Origin of the sequence: Xanthobacter versatilis (assembly GCF_043193975.1) — a bacterium.
GTDB lineage: Bacteria > Pseudomonadota > Alphaproteobacteria > Rhizobiales > Xanthobacteraceae > Xanthobacter > Xanthobacter autotrophicus_E.
In genome coordinates this window covers 226,382-252,831 of record NZ_JBAFVB010000006.1, presented here as the reverse complement: position 1 = coordinate 252,831, position 26,450 = coordinate 226,382, and the positions used below count along the sequence as shown (strand labels likewise).

The following is a 26,450-nucleotide window of genomic DNA, read 5'->3' as shown; positions in this document are numbered from 1 at the left end:
AGGAGCTGCGACGAAGACCCATGGCCGACGTGACCCTGCCCGCCGCCTTTCTCGCCGGCCTCGTGAGCTTCGTTTCCCCTTGCGTGCTGCCTTTGGTGCCGCCCTATTTGTGCTTTCTCGGCGGCAGCACGCTGGATGACCTCGCCGGCGACGAGCCGGTGAAGGAGGTGGGGCGCCGGGCCATGGTGGGGGCCGTGCTGTTCGTGGCCGGCTTCAGCGTGGTGTTCGTGATGCTGGGGGCGGGGGCCTCGGCCATCGGCGACCTGCTGCGGGCGCATCTCGACGTGCTCTCCATCATCGCCGGCCTCGCCATCATCGTGATGGGGCTGAACTTCCTCGGCGTGTTCCGCATTCACCTGCTGCACCGTACCGCGCGCGCCCATGTGCACGAGCCCACCGGCATCTGGGGCGCCTTCGTGATGGGACTGGCCTTCGCCTTCGGCTGGACGCCCTGCCTCGGCCCAGTGCTGGGCGCGATTCTCGCGGTGGCGGGGTCGGAGGCGACGGTGTCCAAGGGGGCGGGGCTGCTCGCCATCTATTCGCTGGGGCTCGGGGTGCCGTTCCTGCTGGCGGCGTTTGCGGTGCGGCCGTTCCTGAAAAGCCTCGTCCATATGCGCAAGATCCTGCCGGTGGTGGAGAAGGCCATGGGCGCGCTGCTGGTGCTCACAGGCATCGCCTTCATGTCCGGCTGGATTGCCCATGCGAGCTATTGGCTCATCGAGACCTTCCCGGCGCTCTCGACGCTGGGGTGACGGGCGCATGCCATTTCCGCCGGCAAGCGTGGCGAAAGGCCACCTCGCCGTTGCGCCATGCCGGACCTTCCGGGATACTCCGCGCCCGATCGAGTCTGGCGCCGGATCCGTCGCCAGGCTTCAAGACGGAGACCGCGTGATCCGGCCAGCCTGTCCTGCATGCTGACCGGCACGTGCTCCGCGTAGCCAAGGGGCGTCCTTTCCCATGAAGATCACCTGGTTCGGCCACGCCGCGTTCCGCCTCGACTTTGCGGACAAGGCGGTGCTCATCGATCCCTTCTTCACCGGCAATCCCAGCTTCAACTCCACGGTGGAGGAGGCCGCCCGCGGGGTGACGCACATCCTGCTCACCCACGGCCATTCCGACCATGTGGGTGACACCGTCTCCCTGGTGGAGGATGCGGCCGATGCCAGCCGGACCCTGCCGGTAGTGGCCAATCCCGAGATCTGCGCTTATCTGGCCGCCAAGGGCGCCGGCAATGCCGGGCAGATGATGAACACCGGAGGCTCGCTGGATTGCGGCGGCTTCACCGTGACCATGGTGCGTGCCGACCATTCCTCGGGTGGGCCGGGCAGCCCCTCCGAATATCTCGGCAACCCCACCGGCCTCATCATCCGGGCGCCGGGCGAGCCTACCGTCTGGCACATGGGCGACACCGACATCTATTCCGACATGGCGTTGATGTGCGAGATCCACCGGCCCAAGGTGGTCTTCATTCCCATCGGCGACCGCTTCACCATGGGCCCCGCCGTAGCGGCGCTGGCGGTGAAGCGCTTCCTGCCGGGCGTGGAAGTGGTGGTGCCGTGCCATTACGGCTCCTTCCCCATCCTGGTGCAGGACGCCTCCTTCTTCGCGCAGGCGCTGGCGGACCACCCGGTGAAGGTGGTGGTGCCCGGCCCCGGCGGGTCGTTCGACGCCAACATCACGCCGGCATAAGGTGCGGTTCCGTCCGCCCGGCCGCATCTGCCTTTGGCGGTTGCGCCGGGCGGTGCGGACGGCTACCCCTTCCGCCGCAAGAGGAGGCGCCCGGAGTGGGGTGCCCCTGAAGACGCCCCCATGAGGTCAAGCGCCATGACGAGCGCAGCATGAGCGCCCATACGCCCCGCACCGCCATCTATGGCGGCTCGTTCGATCCGTTGACCAACGGCCACCTAGACGTGGTGCGCTCCGCCTGCCGCCTCGCCGACCGGCTGGTGCTGGCGGTGGGCATCCATCCCGGCAAGGCGCCGCTGTTCTCGGCGCAGGAGCGGCTGGAGATGCTGCGCGAGGTCTGCGGGCCGGTGGCGGCGCAGGAGAATGCGACGCTGGAGGCCATCACCTTCGACGGTCTCATCACCTCCACTGCCCAGGGGCTCGGCGCGACGCTGCTCATCCGTGGCCTGCGCGACGGCACCGACCTTGATTATGAGATGCAGATGGCGGGCATGAACGGGGTGCTCGCCCCCGCCATCCAGACCGTGTTCCTGCCCGCCTCGCCGCGGGTGCGCCCCATCACCGCCACGCTCGTGCGGCAGATCGCGGCCATGGGCGGGGACGTTTCCGCCTTCGTGCCGGCCGAAGTGCTGGCGCGCCTCAAGGACAAGTTCCCGCGCTAGAGCACGCCCATCCGCCCCGAAACGGGGCCGTTCGCAGGAGATCTTTATGACGCGTCTTTTGGGCCGCTTCCTCGCCGCAGCCCTGCTCGCCTTCGCCGTCGCGCTGCCGGCGGCCGCGCAGACGAAGCCCGATCCGCAGAACACCCTCTTTCTCGACACGCCCTATGGCCGCGTGGTGATCCAGCTGCGGCCGGACCTTGCGCCCAAGCATGTGGAGCGCATGAAGACCCTGACCCGCGAGGGCTTCTACAACAACGTGCCGTTCCACCGCGTCATCGACGGCTTCATGGCCCAGACCGGCGACGGCCAGTACGGCAACGGCACCGGCGGCTCCAAGTATCCCAACCTGCCGGCGGAATTCTCCTCGGTGCCGTTCAAGCGCGGCGTGGTGGGCATGGCGCGGGCCTCCTCGCCCGACAGCGCCAACTCGCAGTTCTTCATCATGTTCGACGAGACCCCCAGCCTGAACAACCAGTACACCGTGGTGGGCCAGGTGGTGTCGGGCATGGAGTTCGTGGACAAGATCAAGAAGGGCTCGGGCGCAGGTGGCGTGGTGTCCGGCCCCGACCGCATCGTGAAGATGCAGGTGGCGGCGGACGCCAAGTGATGCAGTTGACGTGATTGCGTGCCGCACCGGTCGGCTCAGCCGATCGGTGCGGCTTTCTTGAGTCCCGGCACGGCCGGGCGGACGCGGCGGCCGGCCCTCCGGCGCCGCCTCGAAAGGATGACACCCATGAGTGACGAAGTTCTGGTTCTGGAGACCACCAAGGGTCCGGTGACCATCGCGTTCCGCCCGGACCTCGCTCCCGGCCACGTGGCCCGCATCAAGGAACTGGTGTCCACCGGTTTTTATGACGGCGTGCCGTTCCATCGCGTCATCGACGGCTTCATGGCCCAGACCGGCGATCCCACCGGCACCGGCATGGGCGGCTCGGGCAAGAAGCTGAAGGCCGAGTTCAACCGCCAGCCCCACGTGCGCGGCACCTGCTCCATGGCGCGCGCGCAGAACCCCGATTCCGGCGACAGCCAGTTCTTCATCTGCTTTGGCGACGCCCGCTTCCTCGACGGCCAGTACACCGTGTGGGGCGAGGTGGTCTCGGGCATGGAGAATGTGGACCAGATCAAGCGCGGCGAGCCGGTGAAGGATCCTGACAAGATCGTCTCCGCCAAGCTCGCCCCCAAGGCGGCGTGAGCCGCTAGGCGCAATAAGGGTCGGCGTGAGCCGGTGCCGAGAAAAAGGAAGGGCGCCCTCAAGGGCGCCCTTCTCGTTCCGGGGTCCGCGGATCGTATGTCCGAAGCGCTCCTGTCACACCTCCGTGAGGCGGCGGGTGCGCACATCCTTCAGATAGGGCGGGCGCGGGATGGAAGCGTGGGCGGAGCGCAGCGCCGCCGACCAGCGCTCGCGCAGGTCGTGGAAATAGGGCTCCCCCGGCTCGACGCGGTAGAGCAGCTCGGAGCGCAGCGTATCCGGCGACACCACCATCACGTCGATGGGCAGGCCCACGCCGAGGTTGGAGCGCATGGTGGAATCCATGGAGATAAGGCTGGATTTCAGCGCGTCGGAAATTTCCATCTCATAGGTCACGGCGCGGTCGAGGACCGGCTTGCCATATTTGTGCTCGCCGATCTGAAGGAACGGCGTGTCCGGCGTACATTCGATGAAATTGCCCGCCGAATAGACCATGTAGAGGCGCAGGCAGTCACCGAGGATCTGGCCGCCGAGCAGGAACGACACCTCGAAGCTGATGCCGCTCTGCTCCATCAGCTCGCCATTGACCTTGTGCACCTGTCGGATGGCGGTGCCCACCAACTGGGCGGCCTGGAACATGGTGCGGCAATCGCGCAACTGGTGGCGCTCGCCCGCCTCGTGATCCTCGACGCCCTCGCGCAGCAGGCTCACCACCGATTGGGACACCGACAGGTTGCCGGCGGTGGCGAGGCCGAGCACATGGTGTCCCGGCTCCTCGAAGATGTGGAGCTTGCGGAAGGTGGAAATGTTGTCGAGGCCGGCATTGGTCCGGGTATCGGCAATCAGAACAAGGCCGTCCCGCACCAGGACCCCACAGCAATACGTCATCGCAAACCCCCGGTTTCGCGGGCGGACTATAGCGACCGGGCAAGGGGCCGGGCAACGGCGGGATGATACGCCGGCAAAAGGGACGCAAGGTGTGTCCCATTACCCTCAGTCGTGCTCTTCCTCCCGGCAGCGGCGGAAGGGGCCGAGTTCGGTGAGGACGGCGGCATCCTCCTCCACATAGGCGCGCTCGCGGTCGAGATATTGCGCCACCGCGGCCCTCAGGCCTGGATGGACGATGTAGTGGGCGGAATAGGTGGTCACGGGCAGATAGCCGCGCGCCAGCTTGTGCTCGCCCTGGGCCCCGGCCTCCACCACCTTGAGCCCGCGGGCGATGGCGAAGTCGATGGCCTGATGGTAGCAGACTTCGAAATGCAGGAAGGGGTGCTGCTCCACCGCGCCCCAATAGCGCCCATAGAGCGTCTCGGCACCGATGAAGTTGAGCGCCCCGCCGATGTAGCGCCCGTCGCGCCGTGCCATTACCAGCAGGATGTCCTGCGGCATGCGCTCGGCCAGCAGGGAGAACAGCTCGCGGTTGAGATAGGGCGTGCCCCACTTGCGGCCGCCGGTATCCAGATAGAACATGAAGAAGGCGTCCAGCGCCTCGTCGGTCAGTCCCGCGCCGGTCAGCCACTCGATGGTGATGCCGTCGGCCAGCGCCTCGCGCCGCTCCTTCTTCAGCGCCTTGCGCTTTCGGGACGCAAGCTCGGCCAGGAAATCGTCGTAGGTGGCGTAGCCGGCATTGGTCCAGTGGAACTGGCGGTCGGTGCGCGGCAGGAAGCCAAGCTGCGACAGGCCCTCCCACTCGCCCTGGGTGGCGAAGGTGACATGGGCCGAGGAGGCCCCGCGCAGGCGTACCAGCTCCTTGAGCCCGGCGGTGAGGGCGGGCCGGCCCACCGGGTCTTCAGGGTCCTTCAGCAGCAGGCGGCGGCCGGTCACCGGCGTGAACGGCACCGAGACCTGAACCTTGGGGTAATAGTCGCCGCCGGCGCGGCTGTAGGCGTCGGCCCAGCCCTGGTCGAAGACATATTCGCCGCGCGAATGGGATTTCAGATAGGCCGGCATCACCGCAGAGGGGGTGCCGTCCGGCCCGTCGATCACCAGATGCTGGGGCAGCCAGCCGGTGCGCGCGGCGGCGCAGCCCGAGCTTTCCAGCGCCGAGAGGAAGGCGTGGGACAGGAATGGCTCCGGCCGCGCCGCGCCGCCTGCGGCGCAGGCGTCCCAGTCGGCCGGCTTGATCTCGGTAAGGGCTGGCAGGATGCGAATGCGGGCGTCGGGCATCCCCCTAATTTGTGCGTTGCATCACAGCCTGCCCACCGCGACAGGACGCCGCAGGCGGTCTGACGTAAGGGCAGAAACCCTCGCACGCCGTCGCTGGTCCGGGCCGCGATACGCGTGTGGACCTAAGGCCGGAAGCCCTCGAACACGATCTGGTCGGCGTAGCGCGCGGCGCGCTCGCGCTGGTCCGGGGTGCGTACCGTCCAGGTCAGCACCGGCATGCCCAGGGCACGGAGCAGGCGCACGGCCGGCTTGTCGAGGTCGGCCACGCGATAGTTCACGAACTGGAAGCGCGAGCGTGGCCAGTGGAGCAGATTGGCGAGGACGAAGCCGCGGGCAGCACTGATGTGCTGCCACTCCGGCCCGTAGCGACCTTCCGCAACGATGCCCCGCACGACGCCGGGGGCGCGGGCGCGCACCACCTCCAGCATCTGCGGATCGAACGACATCAGCGCCGCCGGGCCGTTGTAGGCCGCCACCAGGTCTGCCGCGCGGGCGGCGAGGCTCGTGTCGCCGGAAAAGGTGCTCTTGATCTCGATGACCAGCGGCACCCGTCCTGCCACCCGCTCCAGCAACTGGGGAAGGGTGAGGATCAGGTCGCCGGTGCCACGGAAGGCGATGGCGCCCAGTTCTGCCGCCGGGCGGTCGGCCAGCGGGCCTTGGGCGTCGGTGAGGCGATCGAGGGTGAAATCGTGGAACACCATGGCCTCGCCGTCGGCGCTGGCCTGCAGGTCCAGCTCGATGGCGTAGCCGGCGGCGATGGCGGCATCCATCGCCGCACCGGCATTCTCGATGATGCCGCGGGCCGCGTCGTGCAGTCCGCGATGGGCGACCGGACGCGCCGTCAGCCAGCTCAGGTCGTCCATGCTTGCGTCCCGCCGTTCGGCCTCACACCACTTCCACGATGGCGTCCACTTCCACTGCTGCGTCCAACGGCAGGGCGGCGACGCCCACGGCGGAGCGGGCGTGGCGGCCCTTGTCGCCGAGCACTTCCACGAAGAAGTCGGAGCAGCCGTTCACCACCTTGGGCTGGTCCAGGAAATCGGGTGCGGAGTTCACGAAGGCGACGAGCTTGACCACCCGCACCACCTTGTCGAGGTCGCCGATGGCGGCCTTCACCTGGGCCAGGATGTTGATGGCGCAAAGCTTCGCGGCCTCGCGGCCGGCCTCGATCTCCACACCCGCGCCGAGCTTTCCGGTCACGATCTTGCCGGCGCCGTCGATGGAAACCTGGCCGGAGATGAACAGCAGGTTGCCGGTGCGCACCACGGGGACATAATTGGCGAGCGGTGGCGTCGGCGTCGGCAGGGTGATTCCGAGTTCCGCCAGCTTGGCGTCGATGGGCGAGGTCATGAAAGGCTCCTGTCCCGTGCGGGCTCTGCCACACGGTGCGCGCAATTGGGCCTTCCTCTTCGCCGAACGACAGCGCCCGTGCAAGCTGGTACGGCGGCGCAGGCGCATGCTCTCGGGGCGGCGCAGGAGGAGTTTTGACCATGCAGTTTCGCTCGCGCCTCGCCTTCGTTGCGGTGCTCGCAGTCTTCGGCCTCGGCGCGGCCTCGGCGGGAGCGGTTCCGCTGCTGCCCCACAAGGCCAGCTACCGGCTCTCCCTCGACGGCTCCAAGCCCTCCGGCCAGCTCGAGGAAATGAACGGGGTGATCCAGTACGAGATCACCGGTGACGCCTGCGCCGGCTATTCCACACTCACCCGGCAGGAGAGCCTCGCCTCCACGGGGGAGGGCAGCCCCCTGCGCCAGGCGGTGACCTCCAAGGCGTGGGAGGATGGGGCGGCGAAGGCCTACCGCTTCTCCTCCAGCTCCACCGGCGATGATGGCGACGAGAAGATCGAGGCCAGTGTGGAGCGTCAGGGCCGCGATGCCCTGAAGGTCACCGTCACCCAGCCTGACGCGCGCACCCTGGACCTCAAGGGCGAGATCCTGCTGCCCACAGAGCATGTGAAGCGGGTGTTGGCCGCGGCGGCGGCGGGGGAGAGCGTGCTTGAGGCGAAGGTCTATGATGGTGCCAACGACCCGGCCAAGGTCTACGAGACCCTCGCCGTGGTGGGCCGCCCCAGCACCGACGAGAGCCGCATCGCCGCCCCGGCGAAGGAGAGCCTGACCGGACGCACCTTCTATCCGGTCACCATCAGCTATTTCGAGACCGGCGGGGTGGATCGCGCTCCGGCCTATGTGATGAACATGCAGCTCTACGACAACGGCGTCGTGGGCAGCCTGAAGATCGATTACGGCAAGTTCGCCCTGGTCGGCGCCATGTCCACCTTCGAGGCGCTCAAGGCGCCCGGCGGCTGCGCCAACTGACCGCCGGCTTCATCAGGGGGACCCCATGCGGTACGTGCATGTGATGCTGCGCGGGCGGGTGCAAGGCGTCGGCTATCGCGCCTGGTGCGCCCGCACGGCCGAGGCGCGGGGCCTGACCGGCTTCGTGCGCAACCGCCGCGACGGGGCGGTTGAGGCGGTCTTTGCCGGTCCGGACGCGCTGGTGGAAGCCATATTGGACGCCTGCCGCGCCGGACCTCCCGGGGCGCGGGTGGACGACATGCTGGTGCATGAGGTCTCCGACACCGCGCTCGCCGCCGGCGGGCGGGAGCGATTCGCCGTGCTGGAGACGCCTTAGGGCGGTCGGGGCAGGGGGCCCTTGCGATTCCCGCGCCGCGTCGCAGCCGGTGTTGCCGACTGGTAACCATTCCCCAGCGGTACCTGATCCATTCCCGCGATGAGGGGTGCAATCCTCGCTCCACCCCTTCCCCAAGGTGGCGCCAGCGGGCGGGCGCGGCTATAGAGGCCCGCGCATCAGGAGTGTCCCGTGACTGCAAGTTATCTTCATCGGGAAACCGAGGCCGTAGCGCCCGGCGACGTTCCGTTCTGGGCGCGGCAGGAAGGCGTTGCGGTCATCCTCGGCATCTACATGGTGCTGCACGCCATCATCGCCACGGTGTTCGAGATCGCCGTCAATCCGGACGATGCCATCGAGAGCTATCTCGTGCAGTCGCTGGAACTGTCCTACGTCCCGCGCAATCCGCCCTTCTTCGACTGGCTGCTGTGGGGCCTCCAGCAGGTGCTGGGCACTGACCGGCTGTCGTTCGCGGTGTTGCGCTACACCCTGCTGTTCGCCTGCGCCATGCTGGTCTATCGCGTCGCCCGCCGGGTGATTGCCGAGCCGCGGCTGCAGGCGCTGGCCACCTTCTCGCTCTCGGCGATCTGGGTGATCGGCTATCACAGCCATCGCATCCTCACCCATTCCAACGTGATGATCGTGGCCATTGCCGGCGCCTTCCTCACGGTCATTGCGCTCGCCCGCAAGCCGTCAGCCGGCCTTTACGCCGGGCTCGGCGCGTGGATTGCGGTGGGCATGCTCGGCAAGTTCGGCTTCGTCGCCTTCCTGGGCGTGCTGATCGTCGCCTGCCTCATCGAGCCCACCTACCGGCGGGTGATCCTCGACCGGCGCATCCTCATCAGCCTTATCGTCGCGGCGGTGCCGCTCGGCATCTATGGCTGGGCGCTCTGGCACTTCGGGCACAACGTGGCCAGCGCCACCGCCCAGACCATCGGCGCCACCGGCGCGGGCTGGAACGATGTGCTCGTCACCTTTGTCGGCGCGATCGCGGGCTATGTCCTGCCCCTTGCCGGCCTGATTGCGGTGGTGTTCCTGCCCTACAACCGGGGCGAGGGGACCGAGCCGGATGTGCCCGAGCGCGCCGCCGCGCGGCGCGTGCTGCGCACGGTGATCGTGCTCGGCATCGTGGTCACGGTCATCACCACCTTCACGGTGGGCACCACCAACCTGCGCGACCGCTATTTCCACGTCTTCCTGTTGCTGCTGCCGGTCTATCTGTTCGCGGAACTGGAACGGCTTGGCGGCTGGCGGCCGCGGGTGAAGCTTTATCTCGGCGTCCTTGCCGCCATTGCGGTGGGCGTGATGGCGGTGCGCGTTGCCGTGCCCCTGTGGCCCGACCAGCGGCTGTGCGGGCGCTGCGTCTCGGCCGAGCCGCTGTACAAGATGCAGCTCGGAGTGGCGACCCACCTCGGCGCGTCGCCGACCCTCGTCGCCGACGACCGGTTCTCCGCCGGGCGCCTGCGCGCCGCCATTCCCGGCGCCCGGGTGGTCGTTTGGTACCAGGATCAGTATCGTCCGCCGTCACGGCCGACCACGGGTTGCGCGCGCATCACCGGCATCGCCAACGGCCTGCCCAAGCTGCTGTTGCCGCCGGCAGACAAGAACACCATCGAGATGGCGGTGAAGTGGTGGTCGCCGGCCATGAACCCCCATCGCTGGAGCGACTGGCAGATGACCGTCCTCTCTCCGGACGACCCGCTGTGTCGCTGACCGATCCGGTTGGCGGCCAAATTGCCGGCCAAATTGCCGGCATCGTGATCCGCCCGGCCCGGCCCGAAGATCTGCCCGCGCTGGTCGCCCTGTTCGCCGCCGATGCCCTCGGCGGCCACGGCGACACCTGCGATGCGTCGGCCCTCGGTGACTACCGGGCCGCCTTCGAGGCCATCGCCGCCGATCCGCGGGCTCGCCTCTACGCGGCCGAGCTGGACGGGCGGGTGGTGGGCACGTTCCAGCTCGTGTTCGTGCACAGCCTGCCGGGGCGCGGCGCTCTGCGCGCTTTTCTTGAAGCTGTGCAGGTGGATGGGGCGGTGCGCGGCCGCCGCATCGGCGAGGCCATGGTGCGCTTCGCCATGGCCGAGGCCGGTCGTGCCGGCGCGCGGAGCCTGGCCCTGACCTCCAACAAGGTCCGCACCGACGCCCACCGATTCTACCGTCGGCTGGGCTTCGCCAATTCCCACGAGGGCTTCAAGATCGAGCTTTAGCCCGTGGCTGCCGGCTTTGGCGGGGCCACTTGCCCTTAGGCCGGCTCCTGTCTACCTCTACGCTGCGGCCGCGGGACCGGCCTCTGACACGAAGATGAGAGTCCGCCGGACCTCGGGATCGCCAAACGATCCGAGGGAGACGGCTCTGGGAGCGCATCATGGCCGCAGTCCAGTCTTTGCCGATCGAGCTTTTCTACTGGCCCACCCCCAACGGATGGAAGATCACCATCATGCTGGAGGAATGCGGGCTGCCCTACGAGGTCAAGCTCGTGAACATCGGCAAGGGCGACCAGTTCAAGCCGGACTTCCTCGCCATCTCGCCCAACAACAAGATGCCGGCTATCATCGATCCGGACGGGCCGGGCGGGCAGCCCATCTCGGTGTTCGAATCCGGGGCCATCCTCCAGTATCTCGGCCGCAAGACCGGCCTGTTCTATCCCGCCGACGAGCGCGGCCGGGTGGAAGTGGACCAGTGGCTGTTCTGGCAGATGGGTGGCCTTGGCCCCATGGCCGGGCAGGCGCACCATTTCCGCATCTACGCGCCGGAGAAGATCCCCTATGCCGTTGAGCGCTACACCAACGAGGTGCACCGGCTCTACGGCGTCATGAACACCCGCCTGAAGGACCGTGAATACCTTGCCGGCGACTATTCCATCGCCGATATCGCCTGCGTGGGCTGGGCCAAGCTGTGGGAGCGGCAGGGCCAGAACATCGAGGAGTTTCCCCACTTCAAGGCGTGGCTGGGCCGCGTCCTGGCACGTCCGGCGGTGCAGCGGGGCCTGGCCGTAAATGCCGAGGAGCGGGCCAAGGTGGACCTCTCCAGGGACAAGGAGGCACAGAGCGTCCTCTTTGGCCAGCGCGCCCGCTGATCTCCCGTCTGCGATCAAGCCCGCGTGTGAGCCGGCAATGCTATAAGGGTGGTTCCGACTGATTCCGCGGCAAGGAGCGCCCATGGCCGAGGACGAGCGCGCCGCATTTGCCCGCGCCACCGCATTGCATCGGGAAGGGCGCGTCGACGAGGCGCTGGAGGTCTACCAGGGCCTCCTGAAGGCGCGGCCTGGCGTGTTCGAGGTGGAACGCCTGATCGTGTTCGCCCATCTGCAGGCCGGACGGATCAAGGACGCCCACGCGGCGGCCCGCCGGGCCAAGCATGGCCATTCCAAGAACCCCCATGCCCACGTGCTGCTCGGTGCCACGCTTCAGGCCGAGCACAAGTGGGAGCGGGCGCTGAAAGCCTTCGAGGCGGCGGCCAGGCTCGATCCGGGCCTCGTGGAGGCGCGCTATCTGGCTGGCAACATGCACGCCAATCTCGGGCGCAACGTGGAGGCGCTGGCCTGCTTCGACATGGCGCTCGCCCTCGATCCCCGCGCCGTGGAAGTCCTCGCCAACCGGGCCCAGGTGCGGGTACGCCTGGGCCAGTCCGTCGAAGCGCTGGCCGATTTCACGCGGCTCGCCGAGCTCCAGCCCTGGGAGCCGGCCCATTTCCTCGCCAAGGGCGCGTTGCTGCACGAGTTCGGCCGTAGCACCGAGGCGGCAGAGGCGGCATTCGCCGCCCTGCAGCTCAAGCCCGATCTGGCGGACGCCCATTTTCTCATCGGCCAGACGTTCCAGGCGGCCGGAGATCTTTCCGCCGCGCGGGAAGCCTACCGCATCGCCCTGGCCACCGCTCCCGACCGCCCCGCCTTTCAGGTGGCGCTGGCAAGCATCGAGCGCGACCTGGGCGATGGGGAGATGTCCGCGCCTGTGAGCGTGCCGGCGGCAGCGCCCGATGCCGGCCTGCCGCTGGCGGGGCCGGAGCCCGCTGAGGTGTCGCGCGCGCCCACTGATCCGGGCAATCTCGAAGCGCCCCAAAAGGCCGCCGCTCCCGCCACGGCCGCCGCAGAAACAGCCGAGCCTTCTCCCGCGATTGCGTCCTCCATCCCTGTCACAGAGCCTCCGGCATGCGATCCCGGCCCGCCGGCCGTGGCCACGGCCGAACGGGATCTGCTTCTGGACGAGCGCCAACCTGACACCGGGAGCCTCCCGGCGGAAGCCGCCTCGCCAGAGCCGCAGCCGGGCCTTTCGCCGGGAGAGGTCCGCGGTGAGAGCCTGACGCCGCAGGCGCTTCGCCAACGCGCCGTCGATGCACTCGCTGCAGGGCGCTGGCAGGAGGGCTGGGACGGCCTGGAGGCCGCCGCGTCGGATGCCGAGACCGCGCAGAAGCCGCTGCCGCTGCCGCACTGGGATGGGGTGGAGAAGCCGTCCGCGCTGATCGTGACGGCGGAGGGGGGCCTTGCCGACCTGATCCTGTTCGGCCGCCTGCTGCGGCTTTTGGGGGATCGGAGAATTCCCGCGCGATTGCTGGCGCAGGCCACAGACGTGCCTCTGCTGTCGCGCATTGACGCGCGCATTCCCGTGGCCAGCGACCTCGCCGGCGTGGATGTGCGCGACGCGGGCCTGCGCTGGACGCCCCTCGCCAGCCTGCCGCGCCTCATGGCGCCGGATCCGGGAGGCTGGCCGCAGGCGCCCTATCTCCTGGCCGATCCCGCGCGCATCGCCCGCTGGCGGGACATGCGGCCGGACGGCTTCGCGGTGGGCATCGCCTGGAATGGCGATCGCACCCTGCTGGCCGCTTTCGCCGCCCTGGCCTCGCTGGACGGGATCGCGCTGGTCAGTCTCGAAACGCGGCCGGAGGCGGAAGCCGAACTGGCTGCCACCGGGTTCGGCGCGCAAGTGGCGCGTCTTGGACCCGGCTGGGACGGGGACGGCACCCTGATCGATACGGCGGCCCTGATCCAGCATCTGGATCTTGTGGTGACGGGGGAGGGGCCCGTGGCCCATCTCGCCGGGGCCCGGGGGCGTCCTGGTCTTGTCGCCGTCGGCCCGGTTCCGCACTGGTGCTGGGGTAAGGACGCAGGCACCAGTGCCTTCTACCCATCGCTCGCGCTTGTCCGCGCGGAGCGCGCCGACGACTGGTCCGATGTCGCGCCAAACCTCGCGACAAGCGTTGCCGCAAGCGCCTCTGCCCAGCGTGCCGCGATGCGCTGATCGCCTCCCGGCTGTCCTGCCCCGGTGCCCAATCATTCGCGTCGGCGTCACATTTCCGGCGGGATACCACGCCGGACGCCTTGCAAAGGCCGCGGCGGTTCGGCATAGGGAGACGTGCTGGAGACGTGGCCGAGAGGCTGAAGGCACTCGTTTGCTAAATGAGCAGACCCCCAAAAGGGTCTCGAGGGTTCGAATCCCTCCGTCTCCGCCATCCTGCATCTGCCGTCTCAAGGTCCGTTAACAGCTTGAACGGAAAGGCGGTTTTCGGGGTTCGTTCCGGCCATAGGCGAGACGCTCGGCAAAGGCCAGTTTCAGCGCTATTCGCCGTGTGTTTAGGGGCTGGATTTCTCATAAGTTTCAAGAGCTTGAGACAGATCCGCAGGCGAGTTCGAACGTTTCGTCGAAGGATCGCTTCGGCCCGGGCTTCTTGTTCAGCCGCTCGGCGGCGATCAGTCGGACTTTCTCCAATTTGGCGATTCGGCGCTCATCGGCCACGACGGTCGAGGCGTACGATGTCGGCTTTGAGTGTGGCGTTGATCGCGGCCGAATGTTCGAGGCAGTCCATCTGGGCGCCTGTGGTATGGATGGCGCCGCGCAGGTGGAGAGGGGGGCGGACGTCGCGGGCGAGCCGCCTGATGGCGTCGAATACCACTACGAACTGCTCCGGCTGCTTCTCGTGCTTGCGCGCAGTGGGCTCATGTTGCCTGCACGATCTCATGCGTCCGCCTGCCCGGCGCCATCCCTGATATAGATTGGGCCAATGCCATTCCGGCAGAGGAGGAGCAGATCATGGCCGAGCGATTTGAACGGCACCGCCAGCCCTGGACGCATGAGGAAATCGACAAGCTCAAATTGCTCGCCAAGAAGGGCATGGCACTCAAAGCCATTTCGAAAGCAATGACGCGTAGCGAGGAGTCCATCAAAGACCGCGCCAAAATCGATGGCATCGGGATCGCCAAGCTCCGTTAGGTTCGGCTGACGGTCCGGCCCCGGCTACGCGCCCAGGCGTGGCTTGCCGTGTGCCAAACCGACATTTTGGCAATTTCGGCAGAAATGTCGTGTCGGAAGTCAAATTTCCTGGATTTTGTAGAGTATTCGAATCTTATTATTATATTTCAGGTATATAATAAAATAATTCAATTGCCTACGATCGGTAATAGTCTGTCCGATCTGTCCTCAGGTTTCGGCGCTTCGCAGATCGTCGCGCCAGGGCAAGCGCGACCGTTCGAACGTGGAGAGCAGCGTTCGCGAAGCCTCGACCATTGGGAATTCGTCCATATCGCTGTAATGCCTGAGCAGGCGATCATTGGTTCAGGTATTATAGTAAGTTCAGCGTCCTCGCGTCAGAAATGTGAACTATCCAAATTACGGATCGCTTTTGGTCCTTCCCCAAGGGTAAAGTATTTCCAGGCGTGTGAATCATGTTGCCGAGAGTTGATGCCTCATTTCCCCGACGAAGGTCAGAAGCCTGTTACAGCCCACGCTCTCAGGGTTGCGCTCTTTGTCCACGCCTTCTTTCCGGAACATATCTACGGCACTGAATCCTATACGCTCGCGCTCGCGCGGCAGTTGCAAGCCCTTGGCCATTCTCCGGTCGTGATCACGGCGGTCAGCCCCGGCGAGCCGCCCCAGATGTCCGAGGTCGAGCGCTACACCGTCGGCGACATTCCGGTTCTGCGCATCGACCGGAACTTGAGCCCGCCGCGCAATGCGCGCGAGGAGTACGACATGCCGGCCCTCGCTCCACTGCTGGAGCGCCTTCTCAGGGAGATCCGGCCGGACGTGGCTCACGTCTGCCATCTGGGCAATTTCTCCGTGGTCCTGCCTCAGGTGACCGAGGCGCTCGGCATTCCCACCTTTGCCACCCTGACGGATTTCTTCAACCTGTGCCTCAACAGCCTCCTCCAGCTTCCCGACGGCGGCCTGTGCGCGGGTCCTGATGCGCGACGGCTCAACTGCATGACATGCGGCATCCTGATGCGTCGATCCGAGCGACCGAGTCCGTTTTGGGCTGCGCTGGCGCATCCAGCGGTGCATCACCTCGCAGCCCTTGCCGGAACCCGCCTTGCTCCGCTCCTGCCGCCACCGCTGGGAACCGATGCGCGGGCTGTGATCCGGCGGCCGAAGGCTTTCACGGCGGCCATGGGGCGGTACCAGGCAGCCATCGCGCCGACGCGCTACCTGAAGGATACATTCGAGGCCAATGGCGTCACCCTGCCTCTGGTACACAGCGCCTTCGGCATCGATATTGACCGGCGCCCCAAGCCGCCCGCCGGTGATCGCCCGGTGCGCTTCGGCTTCATCGGCCAGATTCTGATGCACAAGGGGCCGCATCTGCTGCTCCAGGCGCTCCGGCTTCTGCCGGTGGACGCCTTCACCCTCGACATCTGGGGCTCCGACAAGCTTTATCCCGACTATGCGCGGGACCTGCGGAGCGTCGCCGGGTCGATGCCAGTCACTTTCAATGCGCCGTTCGCGGAACACCGGATGGCCGAGGTGCTTTCCCAGGTCGATGTCCTGGTACTGCCGTCGACCTGGTTCGAGAACGGGCCGCTCACCTTGCTCAAGGCGCTTGCGACCCACACTCCCGTGGTGGTTTCCGATGTTCCGGGCATGACCGAATTCATCCAGGAGGGCATTGACGGCTTCGCCTTCCCGCGTGGGGATGTGGACGCGCTCGCGGCGGTTCTGCGCCGGTTCGTGGAGGCTCCGGACCTCGCCCGCCGCATGAGCGCGGCCACGGCCTATCCGCGTACCGAGCGCGCCATGGCGCTGGAGGTGCTGGACCTCTATGCGCGCTTCGGAGGCCGCCCGGCGCCGGTGGCCGGCGCAGCATGAGGATCGCCATCCTCAGTTCGGGCTATCTGCCGGTGCTGGATGGCGTCACCGTCAGCGTGGATGCGCGGGTCCAGCGGCTCGCGGCGCGCGGGCACGATGTCCTTCTGCTCGCGCCCCGGCCCGCGGACGACTTGCGGCGGCCGGCCGGTCTGCCCGACGGGGTGGTCTTCGTGGGCCTACCGGGAACGCCATTCGGTGCCGCGGCGGGGGACATCAATCCCGGTCCCGCCGCCCATGCGGTGATCGAGCAGGCGCTCGCTGCTTTCCGTCCGAATCTCATCCATGTGGACGAGCCCGAGCGCCTCGCCTGGGGCATCAGGCGCCTGCCGGGCCTTGGCTTCGCGCGGCGCCACGGCATCCCGGCCGTGGCGTTCTTCCACACCAATTTTGTCGACTATTGGGGGCAGGGGAGCCGCCTGGCACCACTTCTGGACCCGTTCAAGGCCGTAGGCTGGCGGCTGGTGACAGCGCTTTACAACAGGTTTGACGCCACCCTGGTGCCGAGCGCGCAGACCCATCGGCGCCTCACCGGCTTCGGGCTGCGCAACGGGGTCTGCGGCCGTTTCAACGGCGCCGATACGGCGCGCTTCTCGCCGGCCCTGTGCGCCCCTGGCTATTGGGGGCGGAACTGGGACCTGCCCGGTCTCGACGATCGACCGGTGATGCTGATTGCCGGCCGCCTGACGCCGGACAAGGGCTGGTCGTCCTGGGACAAGGCCCTGCCGAAGCTCGCCCGGCGTCTGGGCGACAAGCTCGGCGTGGTCATCGCCGGCGACGGGGCGCTGCGGCCTCGCGTGGAGCGTCTGGCTGCAACGCTGCCCCAAGCTCATGTGCTGGGCGCGGTGCCGCACGCGGACCTCGGCGCGCTTCTCGCCAACAGCGACGCCTATGCCACCTTCTCCCGCTGCGAGAATGCGAGCCTGGCCATCTGCGAGGCGCTGGCAGGCGGCGTGCCGGTCATCGCCCCGCGCGCGGGCGGCATTCCGGGGCAGGTCCGCCACGGGGAGAACGGCTTGCTGTTCGCGCCCGGCGATGTGGGTGATTTCGTGAACCAGATGGCCCGCCTCGTCGAGGACAAGGCGCTTGCCGCCCGCCTCCGCGGGACCCTCGCCGCCGAGCGCGAGATGCTCGACTGGGAGCCCGCCTTCGAGGCGTGGCTCGATGCCGTCAGCCGGATCGCGGACGCGGCAGGCCGAGGGCGGCGGCCTCCTGCGTGAGGGCCTCCAGAGCCTGATCGAGATGGGCGTCGCTATGGGCGGCCGAGAGGAAGAAGCGCAGGCGGGCCGAGCGGTCCGGCACCCCCGGCGGCAGCACCGGGAAAACATTGATGCCGCGCTCCAGAAGCTTTTGGGCGAGCTGCACGGTCTTGATGGTCTCGCCCACGATGACCGGGACGATGCCAAAGCCCCAGGCGGCCCCCACATCGAAGCCACCGGCCACCAACTGGGCCCGGAGGCGCGCGCCATTGGCCGCCAGGCGCTTCACCCGCTCGGGCTCGGCGATCATCAGTTCCAGCGCGACGCGGGCGGCCTCCGCCACCGGCACCGGCATGCCGACGCTGTAGACCATGCCCGGAGCAAAGGCCTTGAGATAGTCGATGAGGGCCATCGATCCCGCGATATAGCCCCCACAGCTCACCAGCGTCTTGGAGAGCGTGCCGAACCAGATGTCCACGGCCCGCGGATCGACGCCCGCATGCTCGGCGATGCCCCGCCCCGTGCCACCCAGCACGCCGAGGCCGTGGGCGTCGTCGATCATGAGCCAGCAGCCAAACCGCTCCTTCAACGCCACGAGACGCTTCAGGTCCGGCCCGTCGCCGTCCATGGAGAACAGGCCCTCGCTGACGATCAGGACGCGGCCGAAGCGGTCCCGGTCGCGCGCCAGCATGGCCTCAAGGGCGTCAAGGTCATTGTGGGGGAACGTGCGGCGGGTGGCGGGGCTGTACTGGGCGCCGAGCAGCACGCAATTGTGCATGAGGGCGTCGGTGACGACGAGGTCGTTCGGCCCCATGAGGGTGGGGATCACCGCCAGCGCGGTGGCATGGCCGCTCACGAAGGCGAGGGCCGCCTCGGCTCCGTAGATGGCGGCGAGCCCTGCCTCCAACGCGCCATGGGCCGGGCGCTCGCCGGCGGACAGGCGGCTGGATGACACGTTGGTGCCCCACTGCGCCGCCGCCTCGGCAACGGCGCGGGTGATGCGCGGGTCGCCGTTGAGGCCGAGATAGTCGTAGGAGGCGAAATTCACCACCTCGCGCCCGTCGATCCTGGACACGGCACCTGCGCGCATCTCGTGAACGCGGTGATAGGGGCTTTCGAGCCCCAGCAGCTCCGCCGCGGCGCGTTGCGTTCTCAGTTCCGTGAAGCGAGGCAGGGTCTCGAACGCCGTCTGCGGCCTGTGGTCGGCCCGCTCGGGCGCTTTGGGCGCGGCCGCAGGGGTGGGTGCCTTCATCTCGGCCATGAGCCGCTCGAACTCGTCGTCCGAGAGGCGGCCGCCGCCGCTCATGCTGATCGCCCGGTTGCGCCGCGCCGGGCACCGATGGCCTTGAGGATGGCGCTGCCGTCTTCCGGGGCGAGGCTGACGCCGTGCTGCTCCAGCATCGCCGCATCGGTGGCGTCCGGACGGGCTTCCGGCGCCTCGGAGGCCGGTTCGGGTGTCCCGCGCAGGCTCGCCAGCGCAACGCCCGTGAGGTCCGCCAGGGTGCGGCCGCTGCCAATGGCAAGAAGCGGCAGTTCCAGCCCGAACTTCTTTTCCAATGTCAGCCGCAGCTCCAGAGCCATGAGGGAGTCCATGCCGAGCGCGGCGAGCGGTGTGGCCGGATCCACCGCCTCGGCGGGGAGCCTCAGAATGCCGGCAATCTCCCGCGCCAGCAACGCGCCGAGCAGGTCGCGGGCGGCATCCTCGCTCAACCCGGCGAGGCGTTCGGGAAGGGGGGCGCCGTCGCCTCCGGCCTCGTTGGCCGCCGCGGAGAAGAGGCGCGGGAAGGTCGGCGTCTTCAGCACGGCGAGCTGGCTTGCGATCGCCGTCTGGTTCACCTGGGCATAGACCGCCACGGGTCCCGCCTCCTGCCCCCGGGCCATCAGGCGACCGAGGAAGGCGACGGCCTCGCTGGAGGCGATACCGGCGACGCCGGTGGCGCGGGCGAGCCGCTGGCCGAGCGCTTCCTGCTTGGCGATCACGCCAGCATCCGAAATGGCGCCCCAGGCTACGGCAAGTCCAGCAAGGCCCCGGCTGCGGCGGTTGCGCACCACGCCTTCAAGAAAGGCATTGGCCGCCACATAGGCGCCCTGACCGGGACTGCCGATCATGGCTGAGGCCGAGGAATAGACCACGAAATGGTCCACCGGATGGGCTTCGGTCAGGCGGTCGAGGGCCAGCACGCCGTCCACCTTGGGGGCGAGCACGGTGGCAAGGCTCTCGGCGGTGAGGTTTGCCACCAGGCCGTCCTCCAGCACCATGGCGGTGTGGATGATGCTGCGCAGCGGGCCATGTGCGGTCACGAGGCGCTCCACGAGAGCCGTGAGCGCGTCGCCGTCGCGAGCGTCGGCGGCCGCCACGACGATGCGGGCGCCGGCCTCATTCGCCGCGGCGATGCGGGCGGCGGCCTCGCCATCGCGCACGCCGCTGCGGGAGGCGACCGCAACCACGCCCTTGGTCTGGCCCGCGAGCCACAGGGCGGTTTCGAGCCCGAAGCCGCCGGTGCCGCCGATCACCAGGTGCACGCCTTCGCGCAGTACGAGGGTATCTGCGGCGGCGGCCACGAGCCGGCCGCTCTGCTGCGGCCGAACGACGATCTTGCCCATGTGACGGGCGCCCTGCATCTGGCGGAAGGCGTCTCCCACATTCTCGCCGTCCACCGCGCGATAGGGCAGGGGATGGAGCTGGCCAGAGGTGAAGGCATCGCTGATGTCGGCCATCACCCGTTTTGCCCGCTGCGGATCGTGGGCCAGCAACTGGTCGAGATCCACGCCGAAATAGCTGAGGTTGCGCGCGAAGGGACGCAGACCCACCGCCGTATTGGCGAGGAAGTCACGCTTGCCCAACTCGACGAAGCGCCCGAACGGCTTCACCAGACGCAGGCTTGCCGCCATGGCGTCGCCGGCGAGGGAATTGAGAACCACGTCCACCGCGCCATGGTCCCGGGCAATCTCCCGGGCGAAGGCGAGATCGCGCGAATTGTACACGGCCTCGACGCCCAGAGCCCGCAGCAGCGCCGCCTTGGACGGCGTGCCCGCCGTGGCGATGACACGCGTCCCGCGCGCCAGCGCGATGTTCACCGCCGCGAGGCCGACACCGCCGGCCGCCCCATGAATCAGCACCAGCTCTCCCGGCGCAAGGCGGGCGCAGTCCACGAGCCCGTACCAGGCGGTGGCGAACGCCACGGGGAGGGCTGCGGCGGCTTCGAGGGCAAGGCCGTCCGGCGCCCTGAAGGCATACCAGGCCGGGACGGTGACGTGGGTGGCGAAGGCGTCCGGCGCAAAGCCCATCACGCCGTCGCCGACCTTGAGGTCGGCAACATCGGCCCCGACGCGCACCACGGTGCCCGCGCACTCGAATCCCAGGGACGCGGAGGTGAGGCCGGGGCCGAGGATGTCGTCGTCGAGCGCGCCCAATGCCAGCATCACGTCGCGGAAATTGAGGCCGGTGGCGGCAACCTCGATCTCGATCTCGCCGGCGGCCGGCGCCTTTCGCTCGTCCGTGATCCAATCGAGGCAGCCGAGCGCCCCTTGCTGCGGCACATGGAGGCGCACGCGGCGGGAGGCGTCCGCTGCGGCCCTCTCCTCGCGGACGCCGCGGAGCACCCGCACCCCGAACGCGCCTTCAGGGTAGGACGCGATTTCCGTCTCCGGGCCGCCGCTGTTGACGATGCCCTGCAAGCGACGGGCGGCGTCCGCATTGAAGGTGTCCACATCCACGAGACGCAGGTCGAGTTCAGGATGCTCGTTGAGCACCACCCGGCCGAAAGCGCAGATGGCCACGGCCGACGGATCGAGGGTGATGCCCTCCAGCGGTCGCCCGCGGGCGGTGACGATCCAAAGGCGCACGGACTTGTTGCCCGCGGCCCAGCCGACGATGCGCTTCAATTCCAGCAGGCAGGCGGACAGGGCCGCACGCGGGGCGATGTCAGGGGCAAGGACGGAGGGAAAGATCACGTCCCACGCCGCATCGTCCGAGGGGGGCTCGGGGAGGGGCGCGCCCGGGCCGATCAGCTCGCCTTCGCTGGCGAGGATGCGACAGAAGTCCGGTACTGCCGCATTGCCGAGCATGATGGAACGGCGCCCGGCGGGTCTGCGCTCGACGGGTGGGAGTGCGGTGCCGACGAGGGTGGAGAGGCCATCCGGCAGCGGGATGCTCTCAATGTGGGAGCAGCCCATCTCGCCGAGCACAGCGTCAAGTTCGGCCCTGGAGATGGGGGCCTGGCCTGTGTTCGTCCGGGTGCCAGACAGGAGGTCCATGGCCGCATCGGCCACGGGAAGGGCGAGCACGATGCGGGCGCCGCGACCGATCTGGGCGATGCGGGCGGCCTCATCCGGATTGCCGTCGAACGGCTGGCCGGCGGCAAGGCCGACCACGAGGTCCACCGGTGCGTGGGGAGGGTCCGGCTTTCCGGTGTCGAGAAAGCCGAAGCCGTCCGCACCCGGGCGCGCAGCAATGCGCTCGAAGGCTGCCGTGTTGCCCCCGGCGAAGGTGATGCGTGCCGTGCCTTCCCGCACGAAGGGCAGGAGGGTGCGGACGAGGCCGGCCGTCCATGGCTGCCCCACCACCACATGGGGCCGGGCGGGCGCGGCTGTGGCGACTTGTTCCGCCACGGCGCGGCGCAGGGCGTTCAGCCCGGCCTGGAAGATCAGGCCGTCTTCCTCGAACAGGTCGGCGATCGCTGCCGGCAGGGGTCCAAGGTCGCCGGTCTCGAGGCCGCCGGGTAGCGTCGCCATGAGATGGGCGGCGAGGCGGATCTCGGCATTCGCTGCCGGAAAGCGCGCGACAAGGGTCCGGAAGATGGTCTGCGACGCCAGCAACTGCGCGTCCTGGAGGGCCCAGCCGCCGGCCTTCGCTTCGGCCAGGCCGAGCGCCTCCAGATAGGCCATCAGGCGGACGAACTGATCCTGCGCACCGGCCCCGACCCGCCGGGCCGCCATCAGCCCCGGCAGCACCACATCTGGCCCGTTGGCGATGTGGCGCACGGTTTCAAAGACGAAGGAGCGCACGAAGCCGCGCAGCAGCAGGACCGCGTCGGTGGGGGCCGGCGTGAAATCGGCGAGGGCGTGCAGGTCGGGAGTGGCGGCGACGCCCTTGCCAAGGGGTTCGAACGCCAGCCGGAACTGGCGCTCGGCGTCGTCGTGGCGCGACAGCACCACCTCGCGCAGGACGAGGCCTTCCGCCTCCGCCACCACCGAGCCGTCGGCGGCGAGCAGGCTGATGTCGACGCGCGAGGTGAACCGGCCTTCATGGACGCGGCGCAGGACGCTTTCCGTCACCGGTACGCCCTGTTGCCAGACCCGCAGGGCGCGGATGCGCACCGGCAGGTGGGTGCGCGTCTCGCCTTCCACCTGGTGGGCGTCGAGGAACAGCGAATGCAAGGCGGCGTCGAGGCTCGTCGGGTCGATCACATGAACGCATGCGAACAGGCCGGTGGGCGGCGCCTGCGTGGAGAGGCGCGCGACCGCCCCGTCGTCATCGCGCTCAACGCCCAGGATCTTGCGGAAGCTCGGTCCGTAGCCGAGGCCGCAGCGCTCTGCCGCAGCATAGACGGCCTCGGGCGTCGCCGGCTTCAGCGCCGCCGGGTCCGGGCGGTCCAGGTGCGCGGGACTGCCCGAGGCTCGGCCGATGCGGCCGACCGCGTGGAGCAGGAACTCGCCACCGCCGAGCCGGCGCCGGGCGCGGATCTCGCAGGTTCGCGACACTTCGTCGATGCGGGTGGACACCTCGCGCATGGTCCCGTCCGCGAGGGTGAGCGGGCGCAGGATGTCGAAGTCGAGGAGTTCGAGCGGTCCCGCACCCAAAGTGTCGCGGCCCGCCGCCAGCATCATTTCCGCGAGCGCGGCGCCGGGCACCACGGGCTCGCCCTCCACCTTGTGGTCGGCAAGATAGGGGACGATGTGCGCGTCGATGAAACTGCGCCAGTCCGGGATGTTCTGGCCGACCCGCCGTCCCAGCAACGGATGTGTCGGCGTCGATCCGAAAAAGCTGCCGAAGAGATCGAGGGCCTCGCTCGTCCGCGGCAGCACGAAGTCCTGACGCTGGAACGGGTAGGGCGGCAAGGCAAGGGGCGTTGCCGGCGCTGCGCCGAAGGTGCGCGTGGTGTCGAGCCGTGCGCCTCGCACGAAGGCGTGGGCGACGATGGCGCGCACCGGGTCCGCCTCCTCGGCATCGTCACGCTCGGACAGGCTGCCAAGGCATTCCGCCGCAAAGCCCGCCTCCTTCAGCGTGTCTCTCGCCGCCGACAGGAGGATGGGGCGGGGGCTGATCTCGATGAAGTGCGTGGCACCCAGCACGCCCGCCGTGGCGATCGCATCGGCAAAGCGAACCGGTTCGCGGATGTTGTGCCACCAATAGCCGGCATCGAGCGCAGTGCCGGCAAGGAGCGTGCCCGTGACCGTCGATATGAAGTCGAGCCGTGTTGCGGTGGGCGCTAGCCATTCGAGGTCGGCGCGGATACCTGCTTCGGCATCGTCCAGCAGCCTCGAATGGAAAGGATAGTCGACGCCAATTCCCATGTGGGCGATGCGTTGGAGCCGTGCTGCCTTTTCGGCGTGGGCGATGGCCTCGGCGGAGCCGCTGAGGGTAACCGAGCGAGGGCCATTCACGGCGGCCAGATCGAGATCGGGCAGGCCGAGGGTATCCAGGAGCGCGCGCGCCTGCGCCTCTCCGGTTGCCAGCGCCAGCATCCGCCCGCGTCCGGCGAACGGCTCCTGCCTGAAGCTGCGATGGTGGATGAGACGGATCGCGGCTTCAAGGTCGAGGGCGCCGCTCGCCACCGCGGCGGCCACCTCGCCGACGCTGTGGCCGAGGACCATGTCCGGCGTGAGGCCCTCTTCGGCCAATGCCGCGGTCAGCGCGACCTGGATGGCAAAGATGAGGGGCTGCGCGACCGAGGTCCTGCCGATCCGCTCTTCAAGGTCGGGGGCCTCCAGCGCTTCTGAGAGCGAGGTGCCTCCGACGTCGCGATAAAGCAGGTCGGCAGCTTCGAACGCCGAGCGGAAAGCGGCGTTGCGCGCCATGGCTGCCCGGCCCATGCCCACCCACTGGGCCCCGTTGCCACCATAGACGAACGCGACCTTGCCATGCTGCGGCAGGGCCTTGCCGCTGGCGACGGGGGACGCATCGCCGCCGCTCTGGGCAAAGCTGCGCAGCGCGGTCGACATGGCGTCGGCAGGGCCCACCGGCACCGCCAGGCGCAGGTCGAACAGATCGCGCTGGTGTCGGGTGGCGGCAGCGATGTCCGCCGGCGTAACGTTGCCGCTCGCGTCGGCGGCCTCAAGGCGGGCCGCATAGGCGCCGGCGAGATCCCGCAGGGCGTCCTGGGTTCGCGCCGACAAGGCCAGCAGCCGGGCCGGCGCCGTTGCCGGCCGCACCTCGGGCACGGGTTCGGAGGCGCGCAGGACCACATGGGCATTGGTGCCGCCGAAGCCGTAATTGCAGATGCCGGCAAAGGGCGTCCGCCCGAGGTCGAGGGGCACATGCTCCGTCGCCGGCGCAAGATTGAGTTGGGAAAACGCGATGTTGGGGTTGGTGCCGTCGAGATGGAGCGTGCGCGGATAAAGGCTGTGCTCCAGAGCCAGCGTCGCCTTCGCCAGTCCTGCGAGGCCGGAGACGCATTCGAGGTGGCCGATGTTGGATTTCACGGAGCCCATGGGAAGCGGCGTCGACCGCCCCTGGCCGAGAGCCGACCCGATGGCCTGCGCCTCGATAGGGTCGCCCACCGGCGTCCCTGTGCCGTGCGCTTCCACGAAAGCAAGGCTCGACCCGTCGATCCCCAGGCCCTTGTAGGTTTGCGCGATCAGCCGTGCCTGGCCCTCGGCGGAGGGCAGGGAAATACCGTTGGTACGGCCGTCGGAATTGACGCCGGCCGCAACCACATGGCTGCGAATGCGATGGTTGGCGGCGCGGGCATCCGTGGTCCGGCGCAGGATGACGGCGACCGCACCCTCAGAGCGCACGTAGCCGTCTGCCGCCGAGGAGAAAGGCCGGCATCGCCCCGTTGGCGACAGCATGGAGGCCCGTGAGAAGCCGATGAAGGGGGCCGGCGACAGCAGCAGGTTCACGCCGGCAACCACGGCGGTGTCGATCAGCCCCGTCTCCAGCGCCATGGCCGCCTGCGCCAGCGCAACGAAGGACGAGGAGCAGGCCGAGTCGATGGTGAAGCTCGGGCCATGCCAATCGAAGACGTAGGATATGCGGTTCGAGATGATCGACAGGGAATTGCCTGTCATGAAATGGCTCTCGATGGCCGCCGGATCGCCAGACGCGCCCATCTGGTAGTCGACGTTGGAGGCACCCACGTACACACCCACCGCGCCGAGTTCCGGTGAGGACGCGGGCAGGCCAGCATCCTCCAGCGCCTCCCAGACCACTTCGAGCAGCAGGCGCTGCTGCGGATCGATCTGCTGTACTTCCCTTGGGGAAATGCCGAACGCCGCAGGGTCGAATGCAAACGGCGTGTCGAGGTAGCCGCCGGCGAACGTATAGGCGAAGCCGGGCTCGGTGCGGCGCGGATGGAGGCCAAGCTCGACAGGCCAGCGGCCGGTCGGGAAGTCCCGGATGGCGGATCGTTCTTGCTGAAGGAGTGTCCAGAGCGACGCCGTGTCGGTGGCACCCGGAAGGCGGCAGGCGAGACCGATGATTGCAAGATCACAAGTGGAAAGGCGTATCAATCTTTCATCCATGCGCCGGAATGAGCCAACATCAGTCAAAGGCCGATATTCGGGGCTGCGTGTTGCAAGCTGCTTTCTTGTTAAACTTATCTACTCTGATGTGTGTCGTTCCGGTTCGTCAGGTCGACGACATATATCGCGCTGCGTCATCTTGGTCGAGCAAAAGCGCGCCGCAAGTTGTTTT

Annotated in this window: 20 protein-coding genes and 1 tRNA gene; 15 read left to right on the top strand and 6 right to left on the bottom strand. The window is 68.3% G+C overall.

Annotation, left to right across the window (positions count from 1 at the left end):
• Nucleotides 1-20: 20 nt before the first annotated feature.
• The 5 genes from V5F66_RS14100 (at nucleotide 21) to V5F66_RS14080 (ending at nucleotide 3,540) form a co-directional block, all read left to right on the top strand.
• Complete coding sequence (locus V5F66_RS14100) at nucleotides 21-752, top strand: cytochrome c biogenesis CcdA family protein (RefSeq protein ID WP_012115757.1); 732 nt, start codon at nucleotides 21-23, stop codon at nucleotides 750-752.
• Between the two features lie 205 nt (nucleotides 753-957).
• A complete protein-coding gene (locus tag V5F66_RS14095) occupies nucleotides 958-1,689 on the top strand; it encodes a metal-dependent hydrolase (protein WP_012115758.1) in 732 nt (243 codons plus the stop codon).
• Nucleotides 1,690-1,838: 149 nt separating this feature from the next.
• Complete coding sequence (gene coaD / locus V5F66_RS14090) at nucleotides 1,839-2,348, top strand: pantetheine-phosphate adenylyltransferase (protein ID WP_394094072.1); 510 nt, start codon at nucleotides 1,839-1,841, stop codon at nucleotides 2,346-2,348.
• 46 nt (nucleotides 2,349-2,394) lie between these two features.
• Nucleotides 2,395-2,955, top strand: a complete 561-nt coding sequence (locus V5F66_RS14085; RefSeq protein ID WP_012115760.1) for a peptidylprolyl isomerase — start codon at nucleotides 2,395-2,397, stop codon at nucleotides 2,953-2,955.
• A 126-nt stretch (nucleotides 2,956-3,081) separates the two neighbouring features.
• A complete protein-coding gene (locus V5F66_RS14080; protein WP_012115761.1) occupies nucleotides 3,082-3,540 on the top strand; it encodes a peptidylprolyl isomerase in 459 nt (152 codons plus the stop codon).
• A 114-nt stretch (nucleotides 3,541-3,654) separates the two neighbouring features.
• Here the strand turns inward: V5F66_RS14080 and V5F66_RS14075 are convergent, their stop codons facing one another.
• From V5F66_RS14075 to V5F66_RS14060, 4 genes are all read right to left on the bottom strand, one after another.
• Nucleotides 3,655-4,425: a proteasome-type protease gene (locus V5F66_RS14075; protein WP_012115762.1), complete on the bottom strand. Its 771-nt coding sequence runs from the start codon at nucleotides 4,423-4,425 to the stop codon at nucleotides 3,655-3,657.
• A gap of 105 nt (nucleotides 4,426-4,530) precedes the next feature.
• Nucleotides 4,531-5,703 (bottom strand): GNAT family N-acetyltransferase, encoded by a 1,173-nt coding sequence (locus V5F66_RS14070; protein WP_394094071.1) that lies wholly within the window; start codon nucleotides 5,701-5,703, stop codon nucleotides 4,531-4,533.
• Between the two features lie 122 nt (nucleotides 5,704-5,825).
• A complete protein-coding gene (locus V5F66_RS14065; RefSeq protein WP_394094070.1) occupies nucleotides 5,826-6,566 on the bottom strand; it encodes a glycerophosphodiester phosphodiesterase family protein in 741 nt (246 codons plus the stop codon).
• Nucleotides 6,567-6,588: 22 nt separating this feature from the next.
• Entirely contained in the window at nucleotides 6,589-7,053 is a 465-nt protein-coding gene (locus V5F66_RS14060; protein ID WP_012115765.1) for a RidA family protein, read from the bottom strand.
• Nucleotides 7,054-7,193: 140 nt separating this feature from the next.
• On the opposite strand from V5F66_RS14060, the gene V5F66_RS14055 reads away from it, so the two are divergent.
• From V5F66_RS14055 to V5F66_RS14010, 10 genes are all read left to right on the top strand, one after another.
• Entirely contained in the window at nucleotides 7,194-8,015 is an 822-nt protein-coding gene (locus V5F66_RS14055) for a cell envelope integrity EipB family protein (RefSeq protein ID WP_012115766.1), read from the top strand.
• Between the two features lie 25 nt (nucleotides 8,016-8,040).
• Nucleotides 8,041-8,331 (top strand): acylphosphatase, encoded by a 291-nt coding sequence (locus V5F66_RS14050; protein WP_394050647.1) that lies wholly within the window; start codon nucleotides 8,041-8,043, stop codon nucleotides 8,329-8,331.
• Between the two features lie 189 nt (nucleotides 8,332-8,520).
• Entirely contained in the window at nucleotides 8,521-10,041 is a 1,521-nt protein-coding gene (locus tag V5F66_RS14045) for an ArnT family glycosyltransferase (protein ID WP_394094069.1), read from the top strand.
• The gene (locus tag V5F66_RS14040; RefSeq protein WP_394094068.1) at nucleotides 10,032-10,532 is read left to right on the top strand and encodes a GNAT family N-acetyltransferase; all 501 of its coding nucleotides are present in this window, start codon (nucleotides 10,032-10,034) and stop codon (nucleotides 10,530-10,532) included. The genes V5F66_RS14045 and V5F66_RS14040 overlap by 10 nt, the downstream gene beginning before the upstream one ends.
• 158 nt (nucleotides 10,533-10,690) lie before the next feature.
• Nucleotides 10,691-11,401, top strand: a complete 711-nt coding sequence (locus V5F66_RS14035; RefSeq protein ID WP_012115770.1) for a glutathione S-transferase N-terminal domain-containing protein — start codon at nucleotides 10,691-10,693, stop codon at nucleotides 11,399-11,401.
• An 82-nt stretch (nucleotides 11,402-11,483) separates the two neighbouring features.
• Nucleotides 11,484-13,559 (top strand): CHAT domain-containing protein, encoded by a 2,076-nt coding sequence (locus tag V5F66_RS14030; RefSeq protein ID WP_394050653.1) that lies wholly within the window; start codon nucleotides 11,484-11,486, stop codon nucleotides 13,557-13,559.
• 119 nt (nucleotides 13,560-13,678) lie between these two features.
• Nucleotides 13,679-13,770, top strand: a tRNA-Ser gene (locus V5F66_RS14025).
• Between the two features lie 578 nt (nucleotides 13,771-14,348).
• Nucleotides 14,349-14,528, top strand: coding sequence for a Myb-like DNA-binding domain-containing protein (locus V5F66_RS14020; protein WP_394050655.1), 180 nt, complete (start codon nucleotides 14,349-14,351; stop codon nucleotides 14,526-14,528).
• Nucleotides 14,529-14,699: 171 nt separating this feature from the next.
• The gene (locus tag V5F66_RS14015; protein WP_394094067.1) at nucleotides 14,700-16,397 is read left to right on the top strand and encodes a glycosyltransferase; all 1,698 of its coding nucleotides are present in this window, start codon (nucleotides 14,700-14,702) and stop codon (nucleotides 16,395-16,397) included.
• The gene (locus V5F66_RS14010; protein ID WP_394094066.1) at nucleotides 16,394-17,614 is read left to right on the top strand and encodes a glycosyltransferase; all 1,221 of its coding nucleotides are present in this window, start codon (nucleotides 16,394-16,396) and stop codon (nucleotides 17,612-17,614) included. Before V5F66_RS14015 ends, V5F66_RS14010 begins: the two co-directional genes overlap by 4 nt.
• On the opposite strand, the gene V5F66_RS14005 is transcribed toward V5F66_RS14010, so the two are convergent.
• Both V5F66_RS14005 and V5F66_RS14000 read right to left on the bottom strand, forming a co-directional pair.
• Nucleotides 17,565-18,899, bottom strand: a complete 1,335-nt coding sequence (locus V5F66_RS14005) for an aminotransferase class I/II-fold pyridoxal phosphate-dependent enzyme (RefSeq protein ID WP_394094065.1) — start codon at nucleotides 18,897-18,899, stop codon at nucleotides 17,565-17,567. The genes V5F66_RS14010 and V5F66_RS14005 overlap by 50 nt on opposite strands.
• A complete protein-coding gene (locus tag V5F66_RS14000; protein ID WP_394094064.1) occupies nucleotides 18,896-26,266 on the bottom strand; it encodes an SDR family NAD(P)-dependent oxidoreductase in 7,371 nt (2,456 codons plus the stop codon). Before V5F66_RS14000 ends, V5F66_RS14005 begins: the two co-directional genes overlap by 4 nt.
• Nucleotides 26,267-26,450: the final 184 nt, after the last annotated feature.

What these genes read in the sequence shown, in the direction of transcription:
- V5F66_RS14060 (WP_012115765.1), bottom strand. Translation starts at nt 7,053, where the DNA reads ATGACCTCGCCCATCGACGCCAAGCTGGCGGAACTCGGAATCACCCTG.
- V5F66_RS14065 (WP_394094070.1), bottom strand. Translation starts at nt 6,566, where the DNA reads ATGGACGACCTGAGCTGGCTGACGGCGCGTCCGGTCGCCCATCGCGGA.
- V5F66_RS14030 (WP_394050653.1), top strand. Translation starts at nt 11,484, where the DNA reads ATGGCCGAGGACGAGCGCGCCGCATTTGCCCGCGCCACCGCATTGCAT.
- V5F66_RS14100 (WP_012115757.1), top strand. Translation starts at nt 21, where the DNA reads ATGGCCGACGTGACCCTGCCCGCCGCCTTTCTCGCCGGCCTCGTGAGC.
- V5F66_RS14080 (WP_012115761.1), top strand. Translation starts at nt 3,082, where the DNA reads ATGAGTGACGAAGTTCTGGTTCTGGAGACCACCAAGGGTCCGGTGACC.
- V5F66_RS14095 (WP_012115758.1), top strand. Translation starts at nt 958, where the DNA reads ATGAAGATCACCTGGTTCGGCCACGCCGCGTTCCGCCTCGACTTTGCG.
- V5F66_RS14020 (WP_394050655.1), top strand. Translation starts at nt 14,349, where the DNA reads ATGGCCGAGCGATTTGAACGGCACCGCCAGCCCTGGACGCATGAGGAA.
- V5F66_RS14055 (WP_012115766.1), top strand. Translation starts at nt 7,194, where the DNA reads ATGCAGTTTCGCTCGCGCCTCGCCTTCGTTGCGGTGCTCGCAGTCTTC.
- V5F66_RS14075 (WP_012115762.1), bottom strand. Translation starts at nt 4,425, where the DNA reads ATGACGTATTGCTGTGGGGTCCTGGTGCGGGACGGCCTTGTTCTGATT.
- V5F66_RS14050 (WP_394050647.1), top strand. Translation starts at nt 8,041, where the DNA reads ATGCGGTACGTGCATGTGATGCTGCGCGGGCGGGTGCAAGGCGTCGGC.
- V5F66_RS14085 (WP_012115760.1), top strand. Translation starts at nt 2,395, where the DNA reads ATGACGCGTCTTTTGGGCCGCTTCCTCGCCGCAGCCCTGCTCGCCTTC.
- V5F66_RS14035 (WP_012115770.1), top strand. Translation starts at nt 10,691, where the DNA reads ATGGCCGCAGTCCAGTCTTTGCCGATCGAGCTTTTCTACTGGCCCACC.
- coaD (WP_394094072.1), top strand. Translation starts at nt 1,839, where the DNA reads ATGAGCGCCCATACGCCCCGCACCGCCATCTATGGCGGCTCGTTCGAT.
- V5F66_RS14010 (WP_394094066.1), top strand. Translation starts at nt 16,394, where the DNA reads ATGAGGATCGCCATCCTCAGTTCGGGCTATCTGCCGGTGCTGGATGGC.
- V5F66_RS14070 (WP_394094071.1), bottom strand. Translation starts at nt 5,703, where the DNA reads ATGCCCGACGCCCGCATTCGCATCCTGCCAGCCCTTACCGAGATCAAG.
- V5F66_RS14005 (WP_394094065.1), bottom strand. Translation starts at nt 18,899, where the DNA reads ATGAGCGGCGGCGGCCGCCTCTCGGACGACGAGTTCGAGCGGCTCATG.